The organism is Kitasatospora sp. NPDC058184, from assembly GCF_042883725.1.
Taxonomy (GTDB): domain Bacteria; phylum Actinomycetota; class Actinomycetes; order Streptomycetales; family Streptomycetaceae; genus Kitasatospora.
Genome location: NZ_JBHVVE010000016.1, coordinates 145,232 through 166,991 on the forward strand (window position 1 = coordinate 145,232; position 21,760 = coordinate 166,991).

The 21,760-nt window shown below is 71.1% G+C and carries 20 protein-coding genes and 4 tRNA genes; 10 read left to right on the forward strand and 14 right to left on the reverse strand.

Annotated features, from left to right (window positions below):
- Positions 1-10: 10 nt before the first annotated feature.
- The 3 genes from metG to ACFVXH_RS27880 all read right to left on the reverse strand — a co-directional run bounded on the left by metG (position 11) and on the right by ACFVXH_RS27880 (position 2,991).
- Complete coding sequence (gene metG, locus ACFVXH_RS27870; protein ID WP_387828275.1) at positions 11-1,744, reverse strand: methionine--tRNA ligase; 1,734 nt, start codon at positions 1,742-1,744, stop codon at positions 11-13.
- Positions 1,745-1,945: 201 nt separating this feature from the next.
- Positions 1,946-2,146, reverse strand: a complete 201-nt coding sequence (locus tag ACFVXH_RS27875; RefSeq protein ID WP_049656434.1) for a DUF397 domain-containing protein — start codon at positions 2,144-2,146, stop codon at positions 1,946-1,948.
- The gene (locus tag ACFVXH_RS27880; protein ID WP_063780290.1) at positions 2,143-2,991 is read right to left on the reverse strand and encodes a helix-turn-helix transcriptional regulator; all 849 of its coding nucleotides are present in this window, start codon (positions 2,989-2,991) and stop codon (positions 2,143-2,145) included. Before ACFVXH_RS27880 ends, ACFVXH_RS27875 begins: the two co-directional genes overlap by 4 nt.
- A gap of 347 nt (positions 2,992-3,338) precedes the next feature.
- On the opposite strand from ACFVXH_RS27880, the gene ACFVXH_RS27885 reads away from it, so the two are divergent.
- The gene (locus ACFVXH_RS27885; RefSeq protein ID WP_159028574.1) at positions 3,339-3,494 is read left to right on the forward strand and encodes a hypothetical protein; all 156 of its coding nucleotides are present in this window, start codon (positions 3,339-3,341) and stop codon (positions 3,492-3,494) included.
- A 36-nt stretch (positions 3,495-3,530) separates the two neighbouring features.
- Here the strand turns inward: ACFVXH_RS27885 and ACFVXH_RS27890 are convergent, their stop codons facing one another.
- Both ACFVXH_RS27890 and ACFVXH_RS27895 read right to left on the reverse strand, forming a co-directional pair.
- Positions 3,531-4,133, reverse strand: coding sequence for a GNAT family N-acetyltransferase (locus ACFVXH_RS27890; protein WP_387828279.1), 603 nt, complete (start codon positions 4,131-4,133; stop codon positions 3,531-3,533).
- 134 nt (positions 4,134-4,267) lie between these two features.
- Complete coding sequence (locus ACFVXH_RS27895) at positions 4,268-5,551, reverse strand: adenylosuccinate synthase (RefSeq protein ID WP_049656442.1); 1,284 nt, start codon at positions 5,549-5,551, stop codon at positions 4,268-4,270.
- A 126-nt stretch (positions 5,552-5,677) separates the two neighbouring features.
- On the opposite strand from ACFVXH_RS27895, the gene ACFVXH_RS27900 reads away from it, so the two are divergent.
- The 3 genes from ACFVXH_RS27900 (at position 5,678) to purM (ending at position 9,629) form a co-directional block, all read left to right on the forward strand.
- Positions 5,678-6,523, forward strand: coding sequence for a hypothetical protein (locus tag ACFVXH_RS27900; protein ID WP_074002051.1), 846 nt, complete (start codon positions 5,678-5,680; stop codon positions 6,521-6,523).
- Between the two features lie 354 nt (positions 6,524-6,877).
- Entirely contained in the window at positions 6,878-8,461 is a 1,584-nt protein-coding gene (purF, locus tag ACFVXH_RS27905) for an amidophosphoribosyltransferase (RefSeq protein WP_049654084.1), read from the forward strand.
- 82 nt (positions 8,462-8,543) lie between these two features.
- A complete protein-coding gene (purM, locus tag ACFVXH_RS27910) occupies positions 8,544-9,629 on the forward strand; it encodes a phosphoribosylformylglycinamidine cyclo-ligase (RefSeq protein ID WP_049654082.1) in 1,086 nt (361 codons plus the stop codon).
- Positions 9,630-9,778: 149 nt separating this feature from the next.
- Here the strand turns inward: purM and ACFVXH_RS27915 are convergent, their stop codons facing one another.
- On the reverse strand, positions 9,779-10,036 hold the full coding sequence (locus ACFVXH_RS27915; RefSeq protein ID WP_049654080.1) for a DUF3073 domain-containing protein: 258 nt from the start codon (positions 10,034-10,036) through the stop codon (positions 9,779-9,781).
- A gap of 382 nt (positions 10,037-10,418) precedes the next feature.
- A complete protein-coding gene (locus ACFVXH_RS27920; protein WP_074002053.1) occupies positions 10,419-11,576 on the reverse strand; it encodes a Glu/Leu/Phe/Val dehydrogenase dimerization domain-containing protein in 1,158 nt (385 codons plus the stop codon).
- A gap of 198 nt (positions 11,577-11,774) precedes the next feature.
- On the opposite strand from ACFVXH_RS27920, the gene ACFVXH_RS27925 reads away from it, so the two are divergent.
- Together ACFVXH_RS27925 and bldC are read left to right on the forward strand one after the other, a co-directional pair.
- Positions 11,775-12,713 carry a hypothetical protein gene (locus tag ACFVXH_RS27925; RefSeq protein WP_387828286.1) on the forward strand — a complete coding sequence of 313 codons (939 nt, stop codon included), beginning with the start codon at positions 11,775-11,777 and terminating at the stop codon, positions 12,711-12,713.
- Positions 12,714-13,200: 487 nt separating this feature from the next.
- The gene (gene bldC / locus ACFVXH_RS27930; RefSeq protein ID WP_014137253.1) at positions 13,201-13,407 is read left to right on the forward strand and encodes a developmental transcriptional regulator BldC; all 207 of its coding nucleotides are present in this window, start codon (positions 13,201-13,203) and stop codon (positions 13,405-13,407) included.
- A gap of 359 nt (positions 13,408-13,766) precedes the next feature.
- Here the strand turns inward: bldC and ACFVXH_RS27935 are convergent.
- Together ACFVXH_RS27935 and hrpA are read right to left on the reverse strand one after the other, a co-directional pair.
- A tRNA-Asp gene (locus ACFVXH_RS27935) sits at positions 13,767-13,840 on the reverse strand.
- A 156-nt stretch (positions 13,841-13,996) separates the two neighbouring features.
- Complete coding sequence (gene hrpA, locus ACFVXH_RS27940) at positions 13,997-17,977, reverse strand: ATP-dependent RNA helicase HrpA (RefSeq protein ID WP_387828289.1); 3,981 nt, start codon at positions 17,975-17,977, stop codon at positions 13,997-13,999.
- Positions 17,978-18,127: 150 nt separating this feature from the next.
- Between hrpA and ACFVXH_RS27945 the strand changes: the two genes are divergently transcribed.
- Both ACFVXH_RS27945 and ACFVXH_RS27950 read left to right on the forward strand, forming a co-directional pair.
- Positions 18,128-18,646 (forward strand): SigE family RNA polymerase sigma factor, encoded by a 519-nt coding sequence (locus tag ACFVXH_RS27945; RefSeq protein ID WP_049654070.1) that lies wholly within the window; start codon positions 18,128-18,130, stop codon positions 18,644-18,646.
- Positions 18,643-19,536 carry a hypothetical protein gene (locus tag ACFVXH_RS27950; RefSeq protein ID WP_387828292.1) on the forward strand — a complete coding sequence of 298 codons (894 nt, stop codon included), beginning with the start codon at positions 18,643-18,645 and terminating at the stop codon, positions 19,534-19,536. Before ACFVXH_RS27945 ends, ACFVXH_RS27950 begins: the two co-directional genes overlap by 4 nt.
- Positions 19,537-19,643: 107 nt before the next feature.
- On the opposite strand, the gene ACFVXH_RS27955 is transcribed toward ACFVXH_RS27950, so the two are convergent.
- Positions 19,644-20,129, reverse strand: a complete 486-nt coding sequence (locus tag ACFVXH_RS27955) for a DUF3995 domain-containing protein (protein WP_074002181.1) — start codon at positions 20,127-20,129, stop codon at positions 19,644-19,646.
- 132 nt (positions 20,130-20,261) lie between these two features.
- Here ACFVXH_RS27955 and ACFVXH_RS27960 point away from each other — a divergent pair, with 132 nt between their 5' ends.
- Positions 20,262-20,492 (forward strand): antitoxin, encoded by a 231-nt coding sequence (locus tag ACFVXH_RS27960; protein ID WP_387828296.1) that lies wholly within the window; start codon positions 20,262-20,264, stop codon positions 20,490-20,492.
- A complete protein-coding gene (locus ACFVXH_RS27965) occupies positions 20,489-20,893 on the forward strand; it encodes a type II toxin-antitoxin system VapC family toxin (RefSeq protein WP_387828299.1) in 405 nt (134 codons plus the stop codon). The genes ACFVXH_RS27960 and ACFVXH_RS27965 overlap by 4 nt, the downstream gene beginning before the upstream one ends.
- A gap of 66 nt (positions 20,894-20,959) precedes the next feature.
- Here the strand turns inward: ACFVXH_RS27965 and ACFVXH_RS27970 are convergent.
- The 4 genes from ACFVXH_RS27970 to ACFVXH_RS27985 form a co-directional block, all read right to left on the reverse strand.
- A tRNA-Phe gene (locus ACFVXH_RS27970) sits at positions 20,960-21,033 on the reverse strand.
- A gap of 27 nt (positions 21,034-21,060) precedes the next feature.
- Positions 21,061-21,134, reverse strand: a tRNA-Asp gene (locus tag ACFVXH_RS27975).
- A 63-nt stretch (positions 21,135-21,197) separates the two neighbouring features.
- A tRNA-Glu gene (locus ACFVXH_RS27980) sits at positions 21,198-21,270 on the reverse strand.
- Positions 21,271-21,385: 115 nt separating this feature from the next.
- A complete protein-coding gene (locus ACFVXH_RS27985) occupies positions 21,386-21,727 on the reverse strand; it encodes a metallopeptidase family protein (RefSeq protein ID WP_049656966.1) in 342 nt (113 codons plus the stop codon).
- Positions 21,728-21,760: the final 33 nt, after the last annotated feature.

Genomic DNA, 21,760 nt, shown 5'->3' on the forward strand with positions numbered 1-21,760 from the left:
GTCCCGCCGCTCAGCCCGCCGAGCCGCCGAAGCGCTCCGTCCAGGCCGCCAGGTCCTCGTCCGTGATCTTGGCGAACAGCACCGGCGGCACCGTGAACGCCGTCCCGGCCGGCACCAGGTCCAGCGCCCGCGCCTCCTCCGGGCCGATCCAGTCGCGGGTGGCGGCCGGCGAGTCCGCGGGCAGCGCGAAGGCGCCGCGCATGGCCGCCGCCGTGGTCGGGATGAACGGCTCGGAGACCACCGCGTACAGGTGGATCAGGTTCATCGCGGTGCGCAGGGTCAGCGCCGCCGCCTCCGGGTCGGTCTTCACCTGGAGCCAGGGCGCCTTCTCGTCCAGGTACGCGTTGCCCGCGCTCCACAGCGTGCGCAGGGCCTGCGCCGCCTTGCGGAAGTTGAGCGCGTCCAGCTGGGCCTCGTACTCGGCGAGCAGCCCGGCGACCTGCTCGCCGAGGCGCTGCTCGGCCTCGCCCGGGGCGTGGCCGCCCGGGACGTCGTCGCCGAAGCGCTTGCGGCTGAAGGTGAGCACCCGGTTGACGAAGTTGCCGAGGGTGTCGGCGAGGTCCTTGTTGACGACCGAGGCGAACAGGTCCCAGGTGAAGCTGGAGTCGTCCGACTCGGGCGCGTGCGCCATCATGAAGTAGCGCCAGTAGTCGGCGGGCAGCAGGTCCAGCGCGTCGTTGCCGAAGACGCCGCGCCGCTGGCTGGTGGAGAACTTCCCGCCGTAGTACGTCAGCCAGTTGAAGGCCTTGACGTAGTCGACCTTCTTCCAGGGGCGGCGCGAGCCGAGCAGCGTGGCCGGGAACATCACGGTGTGGAACGGGACGTTGTCCTTGCCCATGAACTCGGTGTACCGGACGGTCTCGTCGGCCTCGTACCACCAGGACTTCCAGTCCCGCAGGTGCCCGGCCGGGGCCGCGTCCGCCCACTCCTTGGTGGCGCCGATGTACTCGATCGGGGCGTCGAACCAGACGTAGAACACCTTGCCCTCGGCGGCCAGTTCGGGCCACACGTCGGCCGGCACCGGGACGCCCCACTCCAGGTCGCGGGTGATCGAGCGGTCCTGGAGGCCCTCGGTCAGCCACTTGCGGGCGATCGAGGAGGCCAGCACCGGCCAGTCGTCGGCGTGGGCGTCGATCCAGTCCTCGACCTCCTCGGTGAGCTTGGACTGGAGCAGGAACAGGTGGCGGGTCTCCCGGACCTCCAGGTCGGCGCTGCCGCTGATCGCCGAGCGCGGCTCCAGCAGGTCGGTCGGGTCCAGCACCCGGGTGCAGTTCTCGCACTGGTCGCCGCGGGCCTTGTCGTAGCCGCAGTGCGGGCAGGTGCCGACGATGTAGCGGTCCGGCAGGAAGCGGCCGTCGGCGTTGGAGTACACCTGGCGGATCGCGCGCTCCTCGATGAAGCCGTTGCGCTGGAGCTCGCGGGCGATCTCCTGGGTGATCTCCCGGTTCTGCGGCGAGGAGCTGCGGCCGAAGTGGTCGAAGGAGAGCCCGAAGCCGTCGTACACCGCCCGCTGCGCGTCGTGCGCCCGGGCGCAGAACTCCGCGACCGGCAACCCGGCTTCCTGGGCGGCGAGTTCGGCGGGCGTGCCGTGCTCGTCGGTGGCGCAGATGAACAGCACCTCGTGCCCGCGTCGGCGCAGGTAGCGGGCGTAGACGTCCGCCGGGAGCATGGACCCGACCATGTTGCCCAGGTGCTTGATCCCGTTGATGTACGGAAGGGCGCTGGTGATCAGGTGCCGAGCCATCCTCGGATGCTCCGATTTCTCCCGCACGCGCACCCCACCCGGAGTGCCGTGTCGGGCGCAGGGTCCACTGTGGGCTGCCAGCCTAGGGCAAGGAGCGGGGGCCGGGGCGCAAGGAGCGGGGCCGGTCGGCGGCGCCGCCGCACGCGCCGGGCGGGGTCGGGAATCACGGCCGGGATCACGACCGGACGTCAGGGCCGGGCGTCAGGGCCGGGTGAAGTCCCCGTACCGGTCGAACTCCCCGGACTTCACCCCGCGGACGAAGGCGGCCCACTTGCGCGGGGTGGTCCGCACGACGACCTCGGGCCGGTCCGACTCTCGGATCTCCACCAGTTCGCCCGCGGCTCTGACCTCGACGCAGTCGGTGCTCTCACCGCTGGCCGAGGCCTTGCGCCAGGTACTCATGCGAAGTCTTTCAGCAAGCACCGGATGAACTCCCGGGACTCGTCCGGTCCGAGTGCGATCGCCGCGGTCTCCTCCTTGATCCGGCGGTAGGAGGCCAGTTCGACCTGGGTGTGCACGAATGTCGGCCCGTGGGAGAGATCGATCTGGACGGTGTCGAGCTCCGGGACGGGCCCGCGGGCGAGGTACAGGCTCTCCCCGGAGCCGGTGTAGGTGGGCACGCTGAACGGGATCACCCGGATCTCCACCCCGGGCCGTTCCGAGTTCTCCAGCAGGCCCCGCAGCTGGTCGCGCAGCACGTCCGGGCCGCCGAACTGCATGCGCAGCGCGGATTCGTGGAGGAACGCGCTGTACGGCTTCGGGTGGTCGACGAAGATCTGCTGGCGCCGGATCCGGAACGCCTTCCGGATGTCCGCCTCCTGCCGGTACTGGGGGGGAAGCCGCTCGAACACCGCGGCGGCGTAGTCCGGGGTCTGCAGCAGGCCGGGGATGAAGGTGCTGTTCAGGATGGACAGGGAGGAGGCGTGGTGCTCCATCTCCGCGATGTCGATGATCGCGTTCGGCAGCCGGCCGCGGTAGCCGTCCCACCAGTACTTGCGCCGGTCCTGCGTCATCGCCAACAGGGCGTCCAGGTAAGGGCCGTCCTCGCAGCCGCAGGTGTGCGCCCAGATCCGGAGCCGCTCGGCGCTGATGCCCGACTTCCCGTTCTCCATCTGGGAGATCTTGGGCAGGTCGGTGCCGATGGTGGCGGCCAGGCTCTTGGGCGTGACGCCCACGAGCTCGCGCATCCTGCGCAACTCGATCCCGAGGCGCTGCTGGCGCACGGTCGGCGACAAGCGGGGTGGCATGACTCTCTTCTCCGGGTCGCGGCTCGCGTCGATGCTTCCGGTGAAGTGTGCCGCGCGTACCGGGCCCTAGCTACCAAAATGGGGGATACCCCACGATGGAGTGAACGTCTTCCCGCTCGGTAGCAACTCTGGCACCTTGACCCTATGGTCATCCGTGTCACTCACTGACTTGTTGCCGCCTAAACAGTCGTCAAACAGTCGTCTAACAGCCGACATTCGGCCGTAATGACACATCAGATGCATGGTCGCGGCGCCCGAAATCACCGACCGGAGACAGCCATGCCACTCCCCACGCCCCTCGGCCCTCCCCACCGGCCCCATCCACCCCGGCGCATTTCCGCATCCCGGTGAATGCGCTTCTCGTCGCCGGATTGTCGGCGCTCCTGCTCGCCGTCCTGTTCGTCGGCTGGCTGGTCTGGCTGGTGAACATCCAGGCCTGTGAACCCCGCGCGGCCAAGCGCGAGTTCGCGGCCGGCCATTCCGCCCGAGGCGAGCGGAAATAGCCTCCGCGCACCCTCGAACTCCGCCGGTCCGGCGGCTCAGCCCCGTGAAAGCCGCTCGGCCAGACGGGACTTGGCCGCCGGCCACTCCTCGGCGAGCATCGAGAAGTAGGCGCTGTCCCGCCAGGTGCCGTCGGGGCGCCGGCGGTGGCGGCGGAGGGTGCCCTCGTACTGGGCGCCGAGGCGTTGGATCGCGGTGCGGGAGCGCTCGTTGCGGGCGTCGGTCTTCCAGAAGACGCGGCCCATGCCGAGGTCCTCGAACGCGTGGGAGAGGAGCAGCAGTTTGGCCTCGGTGTTGACCGCCGTGCGCCAGACCGAGCGGGCGTACCAGGTGCCGCCGATCTCGACGGACTCGTCCTGCGCGCTGAGGTCGTGGTAGCCGGTGACGCCGACGGCCCGGCCGCTCGCGAGGTCGACGGCGGCGAAGTTCACCGACTCACCGGCCGCCGCCTCGGCGACGCGGATGTCGAGGACCGCGCCGAACTCCTGCTCCGAGACGGGCGGCAGGTGCATGGTCCAGCGCCAGACCTCGGGGTCGGAGCCGACGGCCGTCCAGAGGTCGGCGAGGTGGCGGCGCTCCAGCGGCTCCAGGCGGATGTGGCGGCCGGTGAGGACGACGGGTGAGGGCAGCTTCGCGGTCATGATCCGAACGTAGCGCCGCCCTGCACTAGAAGCAAGAGATGTTTGCACTAGTGCAAATCTGCCGCGCGAGGCAAAACGAGGGCCCCGCGGGACGGATCCCGCGGGGCCCTCGAAGTGTCAGCCGAGGATCAGGCTCAGATGAACGAGTTGATCTGGATCGTCTCGTCGCGGCCCGGGCCGACGCCGATGGCCGAGATCGGCGCGCCCGACATCTCCTCCAGCGCCTTCACGTACGCCTGGGCGTTCTTCGGCAGCTCGGCGAAGGTCTTCGCCTTGCTGATGTCCTCGGTCCAGCCCGGCAGCGTCTCGTAGATCGGCTTGGCGTGGTGGAAGTCCGACTGGTTGTAGGGGAGCTCCTCGACGCGCTTGCCGTCGATCTCGTACGCGACGCAGACCGGGATCTGCTCCCAGCCGGTCAGCACGTCCAGCTTGGTGAGGAAGAAGTCGGTGAGGCCGTTGACCCGGGTCGCGTAGCGCGCGATGACGGCGTCGAACCAGCCGCAGCGGCGGTCGCGGCCGGTGGTGACACCGCGCTCGCCACCGATCCGGCGCAGCGCCTCGCCGTCCTCGTCGAGCAGCTCGGTCGGGAACGGGCCGGAGCCGACGCGGGTGGTGTAGGCCTTGAGGATGCCGATGACCCGGTCGATCTTGGTCGGGCCGATGCCGGCGCCGGTGCAGGCGCCGCCCGCGGTCGGGTTCGACGAGGTCACGAAGGGGTACGTGCCGTGGTCGACGTCGAGCAGGGTGCCCTGGCCGCCCTCCAGCAGGACGACCTTGTCGGCCTTCAGAGCCTCGTCCAGGACGAGGGTGGTGTCGGCGAGGAAGGGCTTGATCTTCTCCGCGTAGCCCAGGTACTCCTCGACCACCAGGTCGGCCGGGATGGTGCGGCGGTTGTACAGCTTGACCAGGATCTGGTTCTTGTCGTGCAGCGCCGCCTCGATCTTCTGGCGCAGGATCGACTCGTCGAACAGGTCCTGGACCCGGATGCCGACGCGGTTGATCTTGTCCGCGTAGGTCGGGCCGATGCCGCGGCCGGTGGTGCCGATCCGGCGCTTGCCGAGGAAGCGCTCGGTGACCTTGTCCAGGGTGCGGTGGTACGGCGTGATCAGGTGGGCGTTGCCCGAGATCAGCAGCTTGGAGGTGTCGATGCCGCGGTCGTTCAGGCCGGCCAGCTCGGAGAGCAGCACGGCCGGGTCGATCACGACGCCGTTGCCGATCACCGGCGTCACGTTCGGGCTGAGGATGCCGGAAGGGAGCAGGTGCAGGGCGTACTTCTGGTCACCGATGACCACCGTGTGACCGGCGTTGTTGCCGCCCTGGTAGCGGACCACGTAGTCCACGGAGCCACCGAGGAGGTCGGTGGCCTTCCCCTTGCCCTCGTCTCCCCACTGAGCGCCAACGAGCACGAGTGCCGGCACAGGCGTACACCCCTTCCGGTTGGGGCATCCTGCGTAGGCCGCAGTCTGCCCCGAGATAGACGAAGCCCCTGGCGCAATGGCGCAAGGGGCTCTTGCACCGAGAGATTACCTGAGGAAGGACCGGTCGTGTCGTCCCTGTCCACGCCTGCTACCGGCGGCCCGGAGCCGCTCCTGCTGCTCCTCGACCCGGTGGCCCGGCAGACCGACGGCGAGTCGGTGCGGATCGCGAAGGACGTGCTCTGCGGGGGAGCGGACGTCAAGGTGGTCTTTCCGGAGAGCCCTTCCGAGCTCGACCGGGTGCTTTCGCACCGGGGTCGGAGGCGACCGGTGGTGATCGGTTCCGACCTCGCTCTGCAGCGGGTGCTCCAGGCCCTGCACCGCCAGCGTGAGCTGGGCGACGAACCGGTGGGGATGGTTCCGGTCGGCCGCTCGGAGGAGCTGGTCGCGGCCCGCGCGCTCGGCGTGCCGGGGGAGCCGGTCCGGGCCGCGCGGGCGGTGCTCTCGGGCGCGCCGCGCCGGCTGGACCTGCTGGTCGACGACGGCGGCGGGGTGGCGCTGGGCGGGGTGCGGATCACCGGCGGGGCCGCGCGCCGTCCGGTGGGCCGTCCGGGGGGCTGGCGTTCGCTATGGGCGAAACTGGCTGCGGCCGAGCAGGCGAACGCACTCACCCCGGACGGCACCGACCACGGCTCCCGGGTCCGGGTCGAGGCCGACGGCCGACTGCTCGCGGACGTCCACCGGCCGGTCCGGCTGGTCCAGGTCTCGCTCCCGGCCGGCGCCTCGCACGGAACGGGCGAGATGGAGGTGGTGGTCGCCGCCTCCGGCGCCCTGGTGCGGGCCCGGGCGGCGAGCGTCTCGGTGGTCGGGCGCGGCTTCGGCTACGAGGCGGACGGCCATCCGGTCGGCCCGGTCCGGGCCCGGACCTGGACGGTGCACCCGGGGGCCTGGGGCCTGCTGCTGCCCGCGGCCTGACGGGAGAACCACCGGCGGGCTGACGAGGGAGCCACCGGCGGGCTGACGAGGGAGCCACCGGCGGGCAGCCGGGGAACCACGGGCGGACGACCGCCGGACGACCGCCGGGCGACCGGTGGGGGAACCCCGGGTGAGCAGGCTCACGTTCGTCCGCCCCCCGACCCCCGCCGTCGCGCACACCGAACTCCCCAACAGGCGCGAACCGCAAGGCCAACCGCCACGCGCCGGAATTCCCCCCACCCGAAATGCCGGACCGGTAAGGGGTTTTGTCTACGCGCGTTAACTCGCGATCGCGGGACAAAGCCGCAGTCCCGGGGTCCGGAAGCCCGGGTCAACTGCCCTAGACTCGAAGGCGTGCCACGTGGTGACGGAAGACTCAACCACGATCTTCTTCCCGGTGAGAAAGGCCCCCAGGACGCTTGTGGCGTCTTCGGTGTCTGGGCTCCCGGCGAGGAGGTCGCCAAGCTCACGTTCTTCGGCCTTTACGCCCTGCAGCACCGCGGTCAGGAATCCGCGGGCATCGCAGTGAGCAACGGCTCCCAGATTCTCGTCTTCAAGGACATGGGGCTCGTCTCCCAGGTCTTCGACGAGGCATCGCTGGGGTCCTTGCACGGGCATATCGCCGTCGGACACGCCCGCTACTCGACCACCGGTTCCTCGGTCTGGGAGAACGCCCAGCCGACCTTCCGCGCGACCGTTCACGGTTCGCTGGCCCTCGGGCACAACGGAAACCTGGTGAACACCGCCGAACTGGCGGCCATGGTCGCCGAACTGCCCGGCGAGGAGCACGTCTCGCGCTCCGGCCGGAACGCCGCGACCAACGACACCGACCTGGTGACGGCCCTGCTCGCCGGCCACCCGGACCTCTCCATCGAGGAGACGGCCAAGGTCGTGCTGCCCAAGGTCAAGGGCGCGTTCTCGCTCGTCTTCATGGACGAGCACACCCTCTACGCCGCCCGTGACCCGCAGGGCATCCGCCCGCTGGTGCTCGGCCGGCTGGAGCGCGGCTGGGTGGTCGCCTCCGAGACGGCGGCGCTGGACATCTGCGGCGCCTCCTTCATCCGCGAGGTCGAGCCGGGCGAGCTCATCGCCATCGACGAGAACGGCATGCGCAGCTCGCGGTTCGCCGAGGCCAAGCCCAAGGGCTGCGTCTTCGAGTACGTCTACCTGGCCCGCCCCGACACCTCCATCGCCGGCCGCAACGTGCACCTCTCCCGCGTGGAGATGGGCCGCCGGCTGGCCAAGGAGGCGCCCGTCGAGGCCGACCTGGTGATAGCGACGCCCGAGTCCGGCACCCCCGCCGCGATCGGCTACGCCGAGGCCAGCGGCATCCCGTACGGCTCCGGCCTGGTGAAGAACGCCTACGTGGGCCGCACCTTCATCCAGCCCAGCCAGACCATCCGCCAGCTCGGCATCCGGCTCAAGCTCAACCCGCTGCGCGAGGTCATCGCCGGCAAGCGCCTGGTGGTCGTGGACGACTCGATCGTGCGCGGCAACACCCAGCGCGCGCTGGTGAAGATGCTGCGCGAGGCCGGCGCCGCCGAGGTGCACATCCGGATCTCCTCGCCGCCGGTGAAGTGGCCCTGCTTCTTCGGCATCGACTTCGCCACCCGCGCGGAGCTGATCGCCAACGGCATGACCATCGAGGAGATCGGCCGCACGCTCGGCGCGGACTCGCTCTCCTACATCTCGATCGACGGCATGATCGAGGCCACCAAGCAGCCCAAGGACCGGCTCTGCCGGGCCTGCTTCGACGGCGAGTACCCGATGGAGCTGCCGGACCCGGCGCTGCTCGGCAAGCTCCTGCTGGAGGCCGAGATCAAGGGCGGCCAGCAGCCGCCCGCCGTCCGCGGCAAGCCGACCAGCGGCAGCGACCTGGACGGCGTCCAGTCGCTGCTCGGCGGGGCGGGCGCGGCCGACGCGCTGCGCCGCCCGTAAGAACGCACGGTGGGGTCCCGCGAACCGGGGCCCCACCGCTGTTTCCGAACCACCCCCACCTGACCCGAAAGGGCCGCACGCAGTGACCAGCAACCAGAACGGCGCCACCTACGCCGCCGCCGGTGTCGACATCGAGGCGGGCGACCGCGCCGTCGAGCTCATGAAGCAGTGGGTGAAGAAGGCCAACCGCCCTGAGGTGGTCGGCGGTCTCGGCGGCTTCGCCGGCCTCTTCGACGCGTCCGCCTTCAAGAACTACGAGCGGCCGCTGCTGGCCTCGGCCACCGACGGCGTGGGGACCAAGGTGGCCATCGCGGCCGCCATGGACAAGCACGACACCATCGGCCACGACCTGGTCGGCATGGTCGTCGACGACCTGGTGGTCTGCGGCGCCGAGCCGCTGTTCATGACCGACTACATCTGCGTCGGCAAGGTCGTCCCGGAGCGGGTCGCCGCGATCGTCAAGGGCATCGCCGAGGGCTGCGCGCTGGCCGGCTGCGCCCTGGTCGGCGGCGAGACCGCCGAGCACCCGGGCCTGCTGGGCCCGGACGAGTACGACGTCGCGGGCGCCGGCACCGGTGTGGTGGAGGCCGACGCGCTGCTCGGCGCGGACCGGGTCCGGGCCGGCGACGTGGTGATCGCGATGGCCGCCTCCGGCCTGCACTCCAACGGCTACTCGCTGGTCCGCCACGTGCTGCTGAACGAGGCCGGCTGGAAGCTGGACCGCAAGGTCGAGGAGTTCGGCCGGACGCTCGGCGAGGAGCTGCTGGAGCCGACCCGGATCTACTCGCTGGACTGCCTGGCGCTCACCCGCGCCACCGAGGTGCACGCCTTCTCGCACGTCACCGGCGGCGGCCTGGCGGCCAACCTGGCCCGGGTCGTCCCGGACGGCCTGCACGCCCGCCTGGACCGCGGCACCTGGACCCCGCTGCCGGTCTTCCGGACCGTCGCCGAGGTCGGCAAGGTGGCCACCCTGGAGATCGAGAAGACGCTGAACATGGGCGTCGGCATGGTCGCGGTCGTCCCGCCGCACTCGGTGGACGCCGTGCTGTCGATCCTGGAGGACCGCGGCGTGGAGGCCTGGCTGCTCGGCGACATCGTCGAGCGCGGCGAGGAGCACGAGGGCGGCGCGGCCCTCTACAACGCCTACGAGGGCTTCCGGGCGAACTGACCCGGCGCTGACGACGGAAGGGCCCCTCCGGAGCTCCGGAGGGGCCCTTCCGTCGTCAGGACCGGCCCGCGCGGCGACCGCCGTACGCGGGAACGCCGAAGACCGGCCCGGCGCCCAGGGCGCCCGGACCGGTCCGGCGGGACTGCTTGTTACGAGCGGCGGGAGGCCTGCGACGGCCCGGTGCCCGGCTCGGTGTCGCCGTCGTCGTCGAGGTCGGCGTAGCGGGCGGCGTACTCCGCGTACGGGTCGTCGTCCTCCTCCTCCTCGATCGGCTCCGGCTCGATCGAAGCGGTGGACGGCGATACGCCCAGCTCGTTGGACAGACGGTTAGCGTCGAACCCGCCGCTGTTGTACTTCAGCTCGCGGGCGACCTTCGTCTGCTTGGCCTTGGCCCGGCCGCGCCCCATGGGTCGACCCCCTCAACGATGGGGCTCACGGCCCCGAGTCTGACACGTGTTCATGATCAGGACCGGCCTGCCCGAATGGGAGGACCGTCCCTTGGAGCATTAACGGTACCTGTTTCCGCCGCTGGACGGTACGTCGTCAGTGTGACGTGGCGCGCACCGACCGCACCCGCGACCAGGTCTTCCCAGGTCAAGGGAGGTTTTGCGGCGTTTTGCGCGCTGTCCAGAGGTGTCTTGGGTCCGTCGTTCCAGGACTGATTATCCCCCCTAGGGGGGCTTCGGATCACCCGTTCGGCCGGAGAAGTGAGAATCCGGTTCCACATCGTGATGCGCGGGGGGCCACTGGGACGGCCCCCCGCGCCCCACGGGGCCGGCTGGTGACCCGTCAGCCGCGGCGGGCGCCGGGCAGCAGCACCGTGCGCAGGGCGCTGATCTCGCGCATCCGCTTCTCGGCCAGGCGGTCGGCCGCGACCGCCGGCGGGACGCCGTCGGCCGTCGCCCGGGTGAAGATCTCCAGGGTGGTGTCGAAGATCTTCGTGGCCTTGTTCTTGGCCCGCTCGAAGTTGAAGCCGTCGATCTCGTCGGCGACCTGGATGACGCCGCCGGAGTTCACCAGGTAGTCCGGGGCGTAGAGGATGCCGCGGTCGGCGAGGTCCTTCTCGACGCCCGGGTGGGACAGCTGGTTGTTGGCCGCGCCGCAGACGATCGAGGTGCCGAAGCCGCCCAGCGCCGCGACGACGTCGTCGGTCAGCGCGCCGCCGAGGGCGCAGGGGGCGTAGACGTCCAGCTTCGCCTGGAGCAGGGCGGCGGTGTCGGCGACCACCTCGACCTCGGGGTGGGCCGCGCGCACGCGGTTGACGGCGGCCTCGAAGGGGTCGGTGACGACGACCGTGGCGCCGTCCGCGACGAGGTGGCCGACCAGGTAGTGGCCGACCTTGCCGACGCCCGCGACGCCGACCCGCTTGCCGCGCAGGGTCGGCTGGCCCCAGCGGGCCTGGGCGGTGGCGCGCATGCCCTGGAAGACGCCGAAGGCGGTCAGGATGGACGAGTCGCCGGCGCCGCCGTGCTCGGGCGAGCGGCCGGTCACGAACTCGGTCTCGCGGGCGATGACGTCCATGTCCTGGACGTAGGTGCCCACGTCGCAGGCGGTGATGTAGCGGCCGCGCAGGGACTCGACGAAGCGGCCGTAGGCCCGGAGCATCGCCTCGTTCTTGTCCTTGTTCGGGTCGCCGATGATGACGGCCTTGCCGCCGCCGAGGTCCAGCCCGGCCAGCGCGTTCTTGTAGGACATCCCGCGGGACAGGTTCAGCGCGTCCTCCAGCGCCGCCTCCTCGGAGGCGTACGGGAAGAAGCGGGTGCCGCCGAGGGCCGGGCCCAGGGCGGTCGAGTGGATGGCGATGATCGCCTTCAGACCCGAGCTGCGGTCGTGGCAGAGGACGACCTGCTCGTGACCGTCGCCGGGGGCGCCGTCCTGCTCGGTACGGAAGATCCTGCTGAGCACGCCGGGTGCGGGGTGCGTGGCGGGGGTCTGTACGTCGGTCACTGTGGTGACTCCAGTATTGAAGGCCCGCTGCTGTGGTGCGGGCGCCTAGGGCGAAGCGTAGTCGGGGGCGCGCCGCCGGTCCGGCGTCTTGCCCGAGCCGGGGCCGGACGTCCGAGGGGTGAGACGGACGGCGGTGCGGAGTGCGGGCGCGAACGGTGCGGGGGCGCGCTCTCCCGGGGCCGCGCGGCGCGTGCGACCATGCAGGACGTGACCGTCGTACGTACCTCCGTACAGCCGCCCTACGCGGCCCACCTGCGGGTCTACGAGCCGCTGGCCGCCCACCCGGAGCCCGACCGGGCACGCTGGCAGGCCTGGGCGGCGGAGCACGGGCCGGACGCCGCGGAGCCGGCCCAGCCGGTGGCGGCGGCGGTGCTGGAGGAGCAGCGGGAGGCGCTCGCCGGGCTGGCCGCCCGCACGCCCCGGGCACTGCCCGAGCGGGAGAGCGGGCGGGCGTACCTGCGGCTGGTGGACGGCGTCCTGTACGTCTGCCCGTGGGCGACCAGGCTGCGCAGCTGGCAGGCGCTGGAGGAGCTGCGGGCCGGGGCGCCGGTGGCGCTGCTGGACACCGCGCTGCCGCCGGTGACCCGGGCGGCCGCCGAGGCGGACCGGGAGCGCTGGCGGGCCGAGCACCCGGACGCCCGGCCGTGGATCCTGACCAGCCGGTGGGAGGTGCCGGTGCACTGGTTCCTGCCGTTCGGGGACGAGGACCGCTGCTTCGTGCCGGGCGGGGAAAGGCCGGGGGAGGAGGGGTCGGTGGACGGCCCGGGCGGGGGAGCGGGGCGGGGCGGCCGGCCGGCGGCGCTGTTCTACCTGGTGCCGATGGCGCAGGCGCGCCGACGGGTGGCGCGGGCCTTCCGGGCGCTGCGCGAGGCGGCGCCGGACGGGGACCTGGTGCGGGGGGCGGAGCGGGTCGGGCGCTGGCTGGAGGAGTTCCACCCGCGCTCGCTGGTGGAGCTGGACTACGGGGGCCTGGTGCATCTGCTGGGCCCGGAGCGGCTCCTGGCGGACCGTTCGGCGGGGGAGCTGGAGGAGGGGCTGCGGGCGCTGCGGGCCGGGGACACCGCGGAGGCGCTGCGGGTCCACGGGGAGCTGACGGTGCGGTGGCGCCGGGTGCTGGCGCTGCGGCACGCGAACTGACGTCCGACCGCGCGTGTATGACTGTAAGAGTCCTAAGGGCTGCACATCGGATGACCAAGGTCCCGGTTCGGGTCAATAGCTGCCGAACGTGACACTACTCACCGTTGACGCGAACTTACCCCTATGTGCAAAAATGGGACAACCAGCCCAACTTCACGTGAGCGTGCCCACTTTTGGGTGGTTCTGGAGTCGATGCGTGCTTTGCGGGGAAACGGAGGGTCTGGTCCCCCCGTAACCGGATGTCATCACTATGTGACTGTCCGCTATGGGGTGGTCCATCGCCATCCGTCGGCCTTGAACCCGTGAGGGGTCAATTTTGGCGGTTTGGTCGATAGGGCTGGACGGATGGTGTAGTTGTAGACACCAGGACAAGCCGTTCGTCCTATAACCGACTCGGCCCGTCTATGCCATTTCGGGCATCGCGGGCCAAGGTGCAGAATTTGAAGGATAGAACCGCCCTGGTTCGGTTCTCCCGAGGAGGCCGCTCATGACCGCTCGTACCCCTGATGCTGAGCCGCTGCTGACGCCGGCAGAGGTTGCCACCATGTTCCGCGTGGACCCGAAGACGGTCACCCGCTGGGCCAAGGCAGGCAAGCTGACGTCGATTCGCACGCTCGGTGGTCACCGCCGTTACCGTGAGGCGGAGGTGCGCGCTCTGCTGGCTGGGATTCCCGCCCAGCGTACTGAGGCCTGATAGGCCGAAGGCTCTTTTAAAGGGGCCGCTTACCGGACTCCGCCGGGTCCGGTAAGCGGCCCCTTTGTCGTGCCCGCCCGAGGGTGTTCGGGTGTCGGCCGAGTGGTCGGAATGTTGAACTCCGGATAACGATTTGATGCGCGTGGGGTGGGGGGGATTTACAGTGAATAGCTGTACAATTTTACATATTAAATTAACAGGGTTCCGGAGAGGGCTCCACGAGGCCGGCTCCGGAGGGGACCGGGTGACGACCGTCACACGGTCTGTCACTTGTGGTCTAGACCTACTCGGGGTAAAGGGCCGAACGACCAAAAGCGAGAGGCCCGGAACCTGACGGTTCCGGGCCTCTCGCGTTGCGGCGATCCCGACGGGACTTGAACCCGCGACCTCCACCTTGACAGGGTGGCGAGCTAACCAACTGCTCCACGGGACCAGGGTTTCCTGATCTCGTTCACTCGCTTGCCGCGCTGCGAACAAGACAGACTGTAGCCCATGGTGGGCCCCCAGGTCGAACTGGCTCCTGAACGCCCACCCGCACCCGTCCGCAGCTCACAGCACCGGCGGGGGCGGTCACCCGCCCCCGCCCGGGTCAGAGCGTCGCCCGCGCCGCGTCCATCGCCTTCATGATCCGCTTCTCCGAGACCGGGCTCGGCGTGCCCAGCGACTGGGCGAAGAAGCTGACCCGCAGCTCCTCGATCATCCAGCGGATCGCCCGCACCTCCGCGGACGGCTGGTGCCCGGCCGGCACCGCCGCCAGCAGCTCCCCGTACGCCTGCTGGACCTGCTGCACCTTCAGCAGCTGCTGGGCGTCCCGCTGCGGGTGGTTGGGCAGCGCCTCCAGGCGGCGGTCCACCGCCAGCAGGTAGCGCTTGAGGTCCGGCAGCCGCTGCCAGCCGGTGGCCGTCACGAAGCCCGGGTGCACCAGCGAGGCCAGGTGCAGCCGGACGTCGTTCACCGCGTTCAGCAGCACCGGGCTGCTCACCGACTTCAGCCGGGTCGAGGCCTTGTGGAAGGCGATCAGCGCGGTGGCCGTCTTCAGGGTGGTGTCCGCGGACAGGTCGTACAGGTCCGCGCGCACCTTGTCGTGCAGCTTCCCGAAGGCCGCCTCGTCCCAGGCCGGGCCGCCGTTCAGGGCCATCAGCCGGTCCGTCGCGGCCGACACCACGTCCTCGAACAGGGCGGTGATCGAACCGTGCGGGCTGTGCGAGAGCGCCAGCTTCGCCTGGTTGCCCAGCCGGCCCTGGATCGACTTGGCCGGGGAGTTGGTGGTCAGCGTCAGCAGCCGCCGCGTCCCCTCCCACATCGACCGGGCCTGCGCCTCCGGGGTGTCGAACAGCTTGACGCCGACCGACGGCCCCTCGTCCACCAGCGCCGGGTAGGCGCGCATCGAGTGGCCGCGCGAGCGCTGCTCGAAGGTGCGCTGGAGCACCGGCAGCGAGGCCGGCCAGGCGGTCAGCCCGCTCTGCTCGATGCCCTGGCCGGAGGCGGCCGAGGAGAGCGTCTCCTTGAGCTTGGGCTTGAGCTTCAGCCGCAGCTCCTCCAGGTCCTTGGACTCGGCGAGCTTGCGGCGCCCGTCCACCACCCGGAAGGTCACCTTGAGGTGGTCGGGGACCCGTTCGTCGTCCCAGGCCTCCGGGGGCACGGTGACCGCCGTCAGGCGCTTCAGGGCGTGCTCCAGGGCCGGGAGGAGCGGTTCCTGGCGGTCCTTCACCGCGCGCAGCGCCGCCTTGGCGAAGTCCGGCGCCGGGACGAAGTTGCGGCGGACCGCCTTCGGCAGCGACTTGATGTACGCGGTGACCAGCTCCTCCCGCAGACCGGGGATCTGCCAGTCGAAGCCCTCCGCGGTGACCTGGTTGAGCACCGGCAGCGGGATGTGCACCGTCACGCCGTCCGCGTCGCTGCCCGGCTCGAACTGGTAGGTCAGCTTGAAGCGGAGCTTGCCCTGCTGCCAGTGGTCCGGGTAGTCGGCCTCGGTGACGCCGCCCGCGGCGTCGTTGATCAGCATCGACTTCTCGAAGTTCAGCAGGTCCGGCTGCTCGTGCCGGGCCTTCTTCCACCAGGAGTCGAAGTGCCGGGTGGAGACGACCTCCTCGGGCAGCCGGGCGTCGTAGAACTCGAACAGGGTCTGGTCGTCGACCATGATGTCCCGGCGGCGGGCCCGGTTCTCCAGCTCCTCGACCTCGCCGAGCAGCTTGCGGTTCTCCGCGAAGAACCGGTGGTGGGTCTCCCAGTCGCCCTCGACCAGCGCGTTGCGGATGAACAGCTCGCGGCAGAGCTCCGGGTCGATCCGCCCGTAGTTGACCTTGCGCTGGGCGACGACCGGCATCCCGTAGAGGGTCACCTTCTCGTACGCCATGACGGCGCCGGCCTTCTTCTCCCAGTGCGGCTCGCTGTAGTTCCGCTTGATCAGGTGGCCGGCCAGCGGTTCGACCCACTCCGGCTCGATCTTCGCGTTGATCCGCGCCCAGAGCCGGGAGGTCTCCACCAGCTCGGCCGACATCACCCAGCGCGGCGGCTTCTTGAACAGGCCGGAGCCCGGGAAGACCGCGAAGCGGGCGCCGCGCGCGCCGCCGTACTCGCGCTTCTCCACGTCGAACAGGCCGATGTGGGAGAGCAGGCCGGCCAGCAGCGACTGGTGGATCCGGTCGGCGTCCGGCTCGGCGTCCTCGTGCGGCTCCTCGATCGTGACGCCCAACTGCTTGGCGACGGTGCGCAGCTGGACGTAGATGTCCTGCCACTCCCGTATCCGCAGGTAGTTGAGGAACTCCGACTTGCACATCCGGCGGAACGCCGAGGAGGAGAGCTCCCGCTGCTGCTCCCGGACGTAGCGCCACATCGCCAGGTAGGAGAGGAAGTCGGAGGTCTCCGAGTTGAACCGCTTGTGCCGCTCGTCGGCGGCCTGGCGCTTCTCGGCCGGGCGCTCGCGCGGGTCCTGGATGGAGAGCGCGGCGGCGATCACCATGACGTCGCGGACGCAGCCGTTGCGGTCCGCCTCCAGCACCATGCGGGCCATCCGCGGGTCCACCGGGAGCTGGGCGAGCTTGCGGCCGAGCGCGGTCAGGCGCTTGCGCGGGTCCTTCTCGTCCGGGTCCAGCGCGCCCAGCTCGTGCAGCAGGTGGACGCCGTCCTTGATGTTGCGCGAGTCCGGCGGGTCCAGGAACGGGAAGGCGGCGATGTCGCCGAGGCCGGCCGCGGTCATCTGGAGGATCACCGAGGCCAGGTTGGTGCGCAGGATCTCGGCGTCGGTGAACTCGGGGCGGGAGAGGAAGTCCTCCTCCGAGTAGAGCCGGATGCAGATGCCGTCCGAGGTGCGGCCGCAGCGGCCCTTGCGCTGGTTGGCGCTGGCCTGGCTGATCGCCTCGATCGGCAGCCGCTGCACCTTGGTGCGGTGGCTGTAGCGGGAGATCCGGGCGGTGCCCGGGTCGATCACGTACTTGATGCCGGGGACGGTCAGCGAGGTCTCGGCGACGTTGGTGGCCAGCACGATCCGGCGGCTGCGCGAGCGCTGGAAGACCTTGTGCTGCTCGGCCGAGCTGAGCCGGGCGTACAGCGGCAGGACCTCGGTGTTCTTCAGCTTCAGCTTGTCGAGGGCGTCCGCGGTGTCGCGGATCTCGCGCTCGCCGGAGAGGAAGACCAGGATGTCGCCCGGGCCCTCGGCCTGGAGCTCCTCGGCGGCCTCGCAGATCGCCTGGACCTGGTCCCGGTCCCGGTCGCGGTCGACCTCGTCCGCCTCGTCGTCACCGTCCTCGGCGAGCGGCCGGTAGCGGACCTCCACCGGGTAGGTGCGCCCGGAGACCTCGACGATCGGGGCGTCGCCGAAGTGGCGGGCGAAGCGCTCCGGGTCGATGGTCGCGGAGGTGATCACGACCTTGAGGTCCGGGCGGCGGGGGAGCAGCTGCTTGACGTAGCCGAGGATGAAGTCGATGTTGAGGCTGCGCTCGTGCGCCTCGTCGATGATCAGGGTGTCGTACTGGTGCAGGTCGCGGTCGGTCTGGATCTCCGCGAGCAGGATGCCGTCCGTCATCAGCTTGACCAGGGTGTCCTGGCCGACCTGGTCGGTGAACCGGACCTTCCAGCCGACCGCCTCGCCGAGCGGGCTGTCCAGCTCCTCCGCGACCCGCTCCGCCACCGTGCGGGCGGCGATCCGGCGCGGCTGGGTGTGGCCGACCAGGCCGCGCACGCCGCGGCCCAGCTCCAGGCAGATCTTCGGGATCTGGGTGGTCTTGCCGGAGCCGGTCTCGCCCGCGACGATCACCACCTGGTGGTCCCGGATCGCCGCCAGGATCTCGTCCTTCTTCTGGCTGACCGGGAGCTCGGCGGGATAGCCGATCTCCGGCACGGCCTTCCGGCGGCGCTCGACGACCAGCTCGGCGCGGTCGATGTCGGCGGCGATCTCGGCGGCGACCTTCTGCCGGGCCTCGGGCTTGCGGACCCGACGGGCCCCCTCCAGCCGGCGCCCGATCCGCACCTGGTCGCGCAGGGTCAGCTCGGGCAGACGGGCGGCCAGCTCGCCGATTCCGGGGCCGCCCTCGGCGGGTACGGTGGCGGACTGGACTGCGGGAGAACTCACTGCGGGCATCCCTCTAGGTTCGCAAGGAGGCACGGCGGAGCGCACCTCGGTTTTCGAGCCCCTCCAGTGTCACAGCCGTGAGCGGCGAATCGCGAACGCCGGGCAACGGTCCACGGCCGTCCCGGGCTCTGGGGGGGTGAGGAGGTGCTCATGGGAGCCCACAAGACCGCCCGGGACGAGGAGTTCCGGACGTTCGTCGGCAGCGCCTGGTCACGGCTGCTCAGGACGGCGTACCTGCTCGCGGGGGACCGGCACGGAGCCGAGGACCTGGTCCAGCAGGCGCTGGAACGGGCGTACGCGGCCTGGAACAGGGTGCGCGCCGCGGACGATCCGTACGCCTACGTGCGCCGGATCGTGATCAACGAGCACGCCCGGCGGTTCCGGCGGCGGCTGGTCGAGTACCCGGTCACCGAGTTCCCGGACCGGCCCGCGCCGGCCGGCACCGACCCGGACGACCGGGCCGTGCTGCTCGCCGCGCTCGGCACCCTGCCGCCGCGGCAGCGCCAGGCCGTGGTGCTGCGCTACTGGGAGGACCTCAGCGAGACCCAGACCGCGGAGGCCATGGGCTGCTCGGTCGGGACGGTGAAGAGCCAGGCGGCCCGAGGGCTGGCCAAACTCCGCGGGGCCTCCTCACTCATCGGACTGACGAGCATCGGAGGGGCAAGATGAGCAACCAGTACCTGCCCGGGGACGAGGCGGGCGGCGACGAGCCGGCCACCGTACGGGCCCTGGGCGAACTGGCCGGCAGCGTCGAGACCGGGACGGTCCCGTACGACCGGCTGGTCGCCGGCGGCCGGCGGCGGCTGCGGCGCCGACGGCTGCTGACCGCCGGGGTGGCGGCGGCGCTGGTCGCCGGGATCGCCGGGGGGACGGCGGTGCTCGGCGAGCGCGGCCGGCAGGCCGTCTCGACCGTGGTCGCGGCCTCGGCCACCGACGTGGCCGTCCCCGGCTCCGCGGGCGGCACGGCCACCCCGAAGGCGCCCGGCGCCCGGGACCCGTTCAACCCCACCCGGGTCAAGGTCGGCGAGGGCACCGCGAACGGCCACGCCTGGGAGGCCTGGGTGGCGCTGTGGCCGACCTCCCCCACGAAGGAGGGCGCCCTCAAGCAGGCGCAGCTGATCCGGGCGGAGCGGTACGCCGTCAACCCGGACGTGAAGCCGGTCAGGCAGGGCGACGTCGACAGCAACTGGGACGCGGGCATCGACGAGGTGAACTACTACTACACGGTGGACGGCAAGCGGCAGGCCGACGACTCCGTGCACGCGGTCTCCTCCCCGGGCGGGTACCCGGCCGCGGTCGGCGGCGCGTCGCTCGGCCTCAAGCACGCGACGGGCATCCCGCCGGTGGTGATCGAAGGGGTCCGGGCCGAGGTCGCGAAGGTCGCGGTCGACTGGAAGACCGGCGGCACCACCGAGGCGGTGCCGGTCGCCGTCGGGGACTCCCCGTTCCGCTACTACGGCGTGCTGGCGAAGCCGGGCACCGACGCCGCGAAGATCACCCAGTACGCGGCGGACGGCTCGGTGGTGAGCAGCACCGACAGCTGGCTCCGGACCTCCTGACCACCTGACCGGGCCGGATGGCGGGCTCGACGGAACCGAGCCCGCCGTCCGCGACCCTACTCAGGCGCCAGGAACACGGTCAACGCCGCCCGGCCCCACCGCCCGGCTCACCGTGCCGCCGCCCGGCGGACGGTGAGCCGGGCGGCCGAGACGACCGCGAACAGCAGGCCGCCCGCCAGGAAGAACGGCTCGTAGCCGAAGGTCGCGAACCGGGCCATCGCGTCCAGCTCGGCCCCCGACCGGCCGCCGGTGGCCAGCGCGATCCAGTCCGGCACCGACGGCGCGGCGTGCAGCACCAGCAGCGCGGTGGTGCCCCACAGCGCGAAGCCCAGCAGCCGGGCCGGCACCCGGGCACCCCACCGCCGCACCGGCGCCAGCGCCACCGCCGCGGCCACCGCGCACAGCGGGATCGCGATCACGTCGATCACCAGCAGCGGCGTGCTGCTCCACACCGACAGCCCGTCCGGCAGCCCCAGCCGCCCGTCCGCCAGCCAGTACACGTGCACCAGCGCGAAGGCCACCGCCCACCCCGCCGCCGCGTACCCGGCGCCCCGCGCCACCCGGTTCCACCCCGTGTCCCGTGTCGTCTCCATGCCGTCCACGGTCCCGCGCCGCCCCACCCCGCCGGATCGTCCCGCGGGCGGTACCCCCTCCCCCTCCAGGGGGAAACGGTCGCCCACCCGGAAGTGCCAGCAATATGCAGCTGGTGCAGCTAAAATGCAGGCATGACAGCCATCACCATCCGCGAAGTCCCGGACCCGGTCCTGGACACCCTCAAGCTGAAGGCCGCGCAGGCCGGAAAGAGCCTCCAGGCCTACCTGCTCGACCTCGTCACCCGCGAGGCGGCCACCCCGTCGCTCGCCGAGATGATGACCAGGCTCGACCGGGAGGCCCGGACCGAGATCAGCACCGCCGACATCCTCTCGGCGATCGACGAGGGCCGGGAGCGCCGGTGACCTCCACCGTCGTCGTGGACTGCTCGGCCCTGGTCCGGGCACTCGCCGACCACGGCCCGGCCGGCCACGCCGTCCGCGCCCGGCTCCGCGACCTGGATGTGCTCGCCGCCCCGAGCCTGCTCGACTACGAGCTCGTCTCGGCCCTGTTCGGCATGGTCCGGGGCGGGAAGCTCACGGCGAAGGAGGCGGAGAAGGCGATCGCCGACTACCAGGCGCTCGCCGTCACCAAGCACGAGACGCTGGTCCTCTGGCAGCGGGTCCGGGAGCTCCACCACAACATCAGCGCCTACGACGCCCAGTACGTGGCACTCGCCGAGACCCTCGCCGTCCCCCTGGTCACCAGCGACGCCCGCATCCGACGCAGCGGCGCGGCCAGGTGCGCGATCGAGGTCTTCGCCTAGTCGGCCGACGGGGCGGGAGAACGGCGAAGCCCCCGTAGCGAATTCGCTACGGGGGCTTCCGGGTTGTGGCCAGGGCCGGGGTCGAACCGGCGACCTTCCGCTTTTCAGGCGGACGCTCGTACCAACTGAGCTACCTGGCCGTACTGCACCGTCTCTTGCGAGACGAGCGATCCCGACGGGACTTGAACCCGCGACCTCCACCTTGACAGGGTGGCGAGCTAACCAACTGCTCCACGGGACCTAGAAGTGGCGAACCACTCAGGGTCTTGCGGTCTTGCGCACTGCACTTTACTACGGTACTGCGTGCCCCCAACGGGATTCGAACCCGTGCTACCGCCTTGAAAGGGCGGCGTCCTGGGCCACTAGACGATGAGGGCTTGTGGCCTGTCCCGCTGTTCCCAGCGTTCGGGGACGTCGAGAAGCATATGGGATGCGGGGCGGATCGCCAAAACGGGTTTCGGCCGGGTGGGGGGCGGGGCCCGTGGGCGGGGGTCAGGACCAGCCCAGCTCGTCCAGTTCGTGGTCGTCGAAGCCGAAGTGGTGGGCGACCTCGTGGATGACGGTGGTGCGGACCTCCTCGACCACCTGCTCGTGGGTGTCGCAGTGGCGCAGGGTGGGGCCGCGGTAGATCAGGATGCGGTCGGGCAGGACGCCCGCGTACCACTCGCCGCGCTCGGTGAGCGGGGTCCCCTCGTAGAGGCCGAGCAGCTCGGGGTCGCTCGGGTCGGGCTCGTCCTCGACGAAGATCGCGACGTTGTCCATCATGGCCGCGAGCTGCGGGGGGATCTGGTCGAGGGCGTCGCCGACCAGCGATTCGAACTCTTCCCGGGTCATCTCCACCGGATCATTGTCCGGTGCCGGATGACG

What these genes read in the sequence shown, in the direction of transcription:
- ACFVXH_RS27890 (WP_387828279.1), bottom strand. Translation starts at nt 4,133, where the DNA reads ATGACCGCGAAGCTGCCCTCACCCGTCGTCCTCACCGGCCGCCACATC.
- ACFVXH_RS27945 (WP_049654070.1), top strand. Translation starts at nt 18,128, where the DNA reads ATGGGAGCCCACAAGACCGCCCGGGACGAGGAGTTCCGGACGTTCGTC.
- ACFVXH_RS27880 (WP_063780290.1), bottom strand. Translation starts at nt 2,991, where the DNA reads ATGCCACCCCGCTTGTCGCCGACCGTGCGCCAGCAGCGCCTCGGGATC.
- ACFVXH_RS27985 (WP_049656966.1), bottom strand. Translation starts at nt 21,727, where the DNA reads ATGACCCGGGAAGAGTTCGAATCGCTGGTCGGCGACGCCCTCGACCAG.
- metG (WP_387828275.1), bottom strand. Translation starts at nt 1,744, where the DNA reads ATGGCTCGGCACCTGATCACCAGCGCCCTTCCGTACATCAACGGGATC.
- ACFVXH_RS27960 (WP_387828296.1), top strand. Translation starts at nt 20,262, where the DNA reads ATGACAGCCATCACCATCCGCGAAGTCCCGGACCCGGTCCTGGACACC.
- ACFVXH_RS27955 (WP_074002181.1), bottom strand. Translation starts at nt 20,129, where the DNA reads ATGGAGACGACACGGGACACGGGGTGGAACCGGGTGGCGCGGGGCGCC.
- ACFVXH_RS27875 (WP_049656434.1), bottom strand. Translation starts at nt 2,146, where the DNA reads ATGAGTACCTGGCGCAAGGCCTCGGCCAGCGGTGAGAGCACCGACTGC.
- bldC (WP_014137253.1), top strand. Translation starts at nt 13,201, where the DNA reads ATGACCGCTCGTACCCCTGATGCTGAGCCGCTGCTGACGCCGGCAGAG.
- ACFVXH_RS27950 (WP_387828292.1), top strand. Translation starts at nt 18,643, where the DNA reads ATGAGCAACCAGTACCTGCCCGGGGACGAGGCGGGCGGCGACGAGCCG.
- ACFVXH_RS27925 (WP_387828286.1), top strand. Translation starts at nt 11,775, where the DNA reads ATGCAGGACGTGACCGTCGTACGTACCTCCGTACAGCCGCCCTACGCG.
- ACFVXH_RS27915 (WP_049654080.1), bottom strand. Translation starts at nt 10,036, where the DNA reads ATGGGGCGCGGCCGGGCCAAGGCCAAGCAGACGAAGGTCGCCCGCGAG.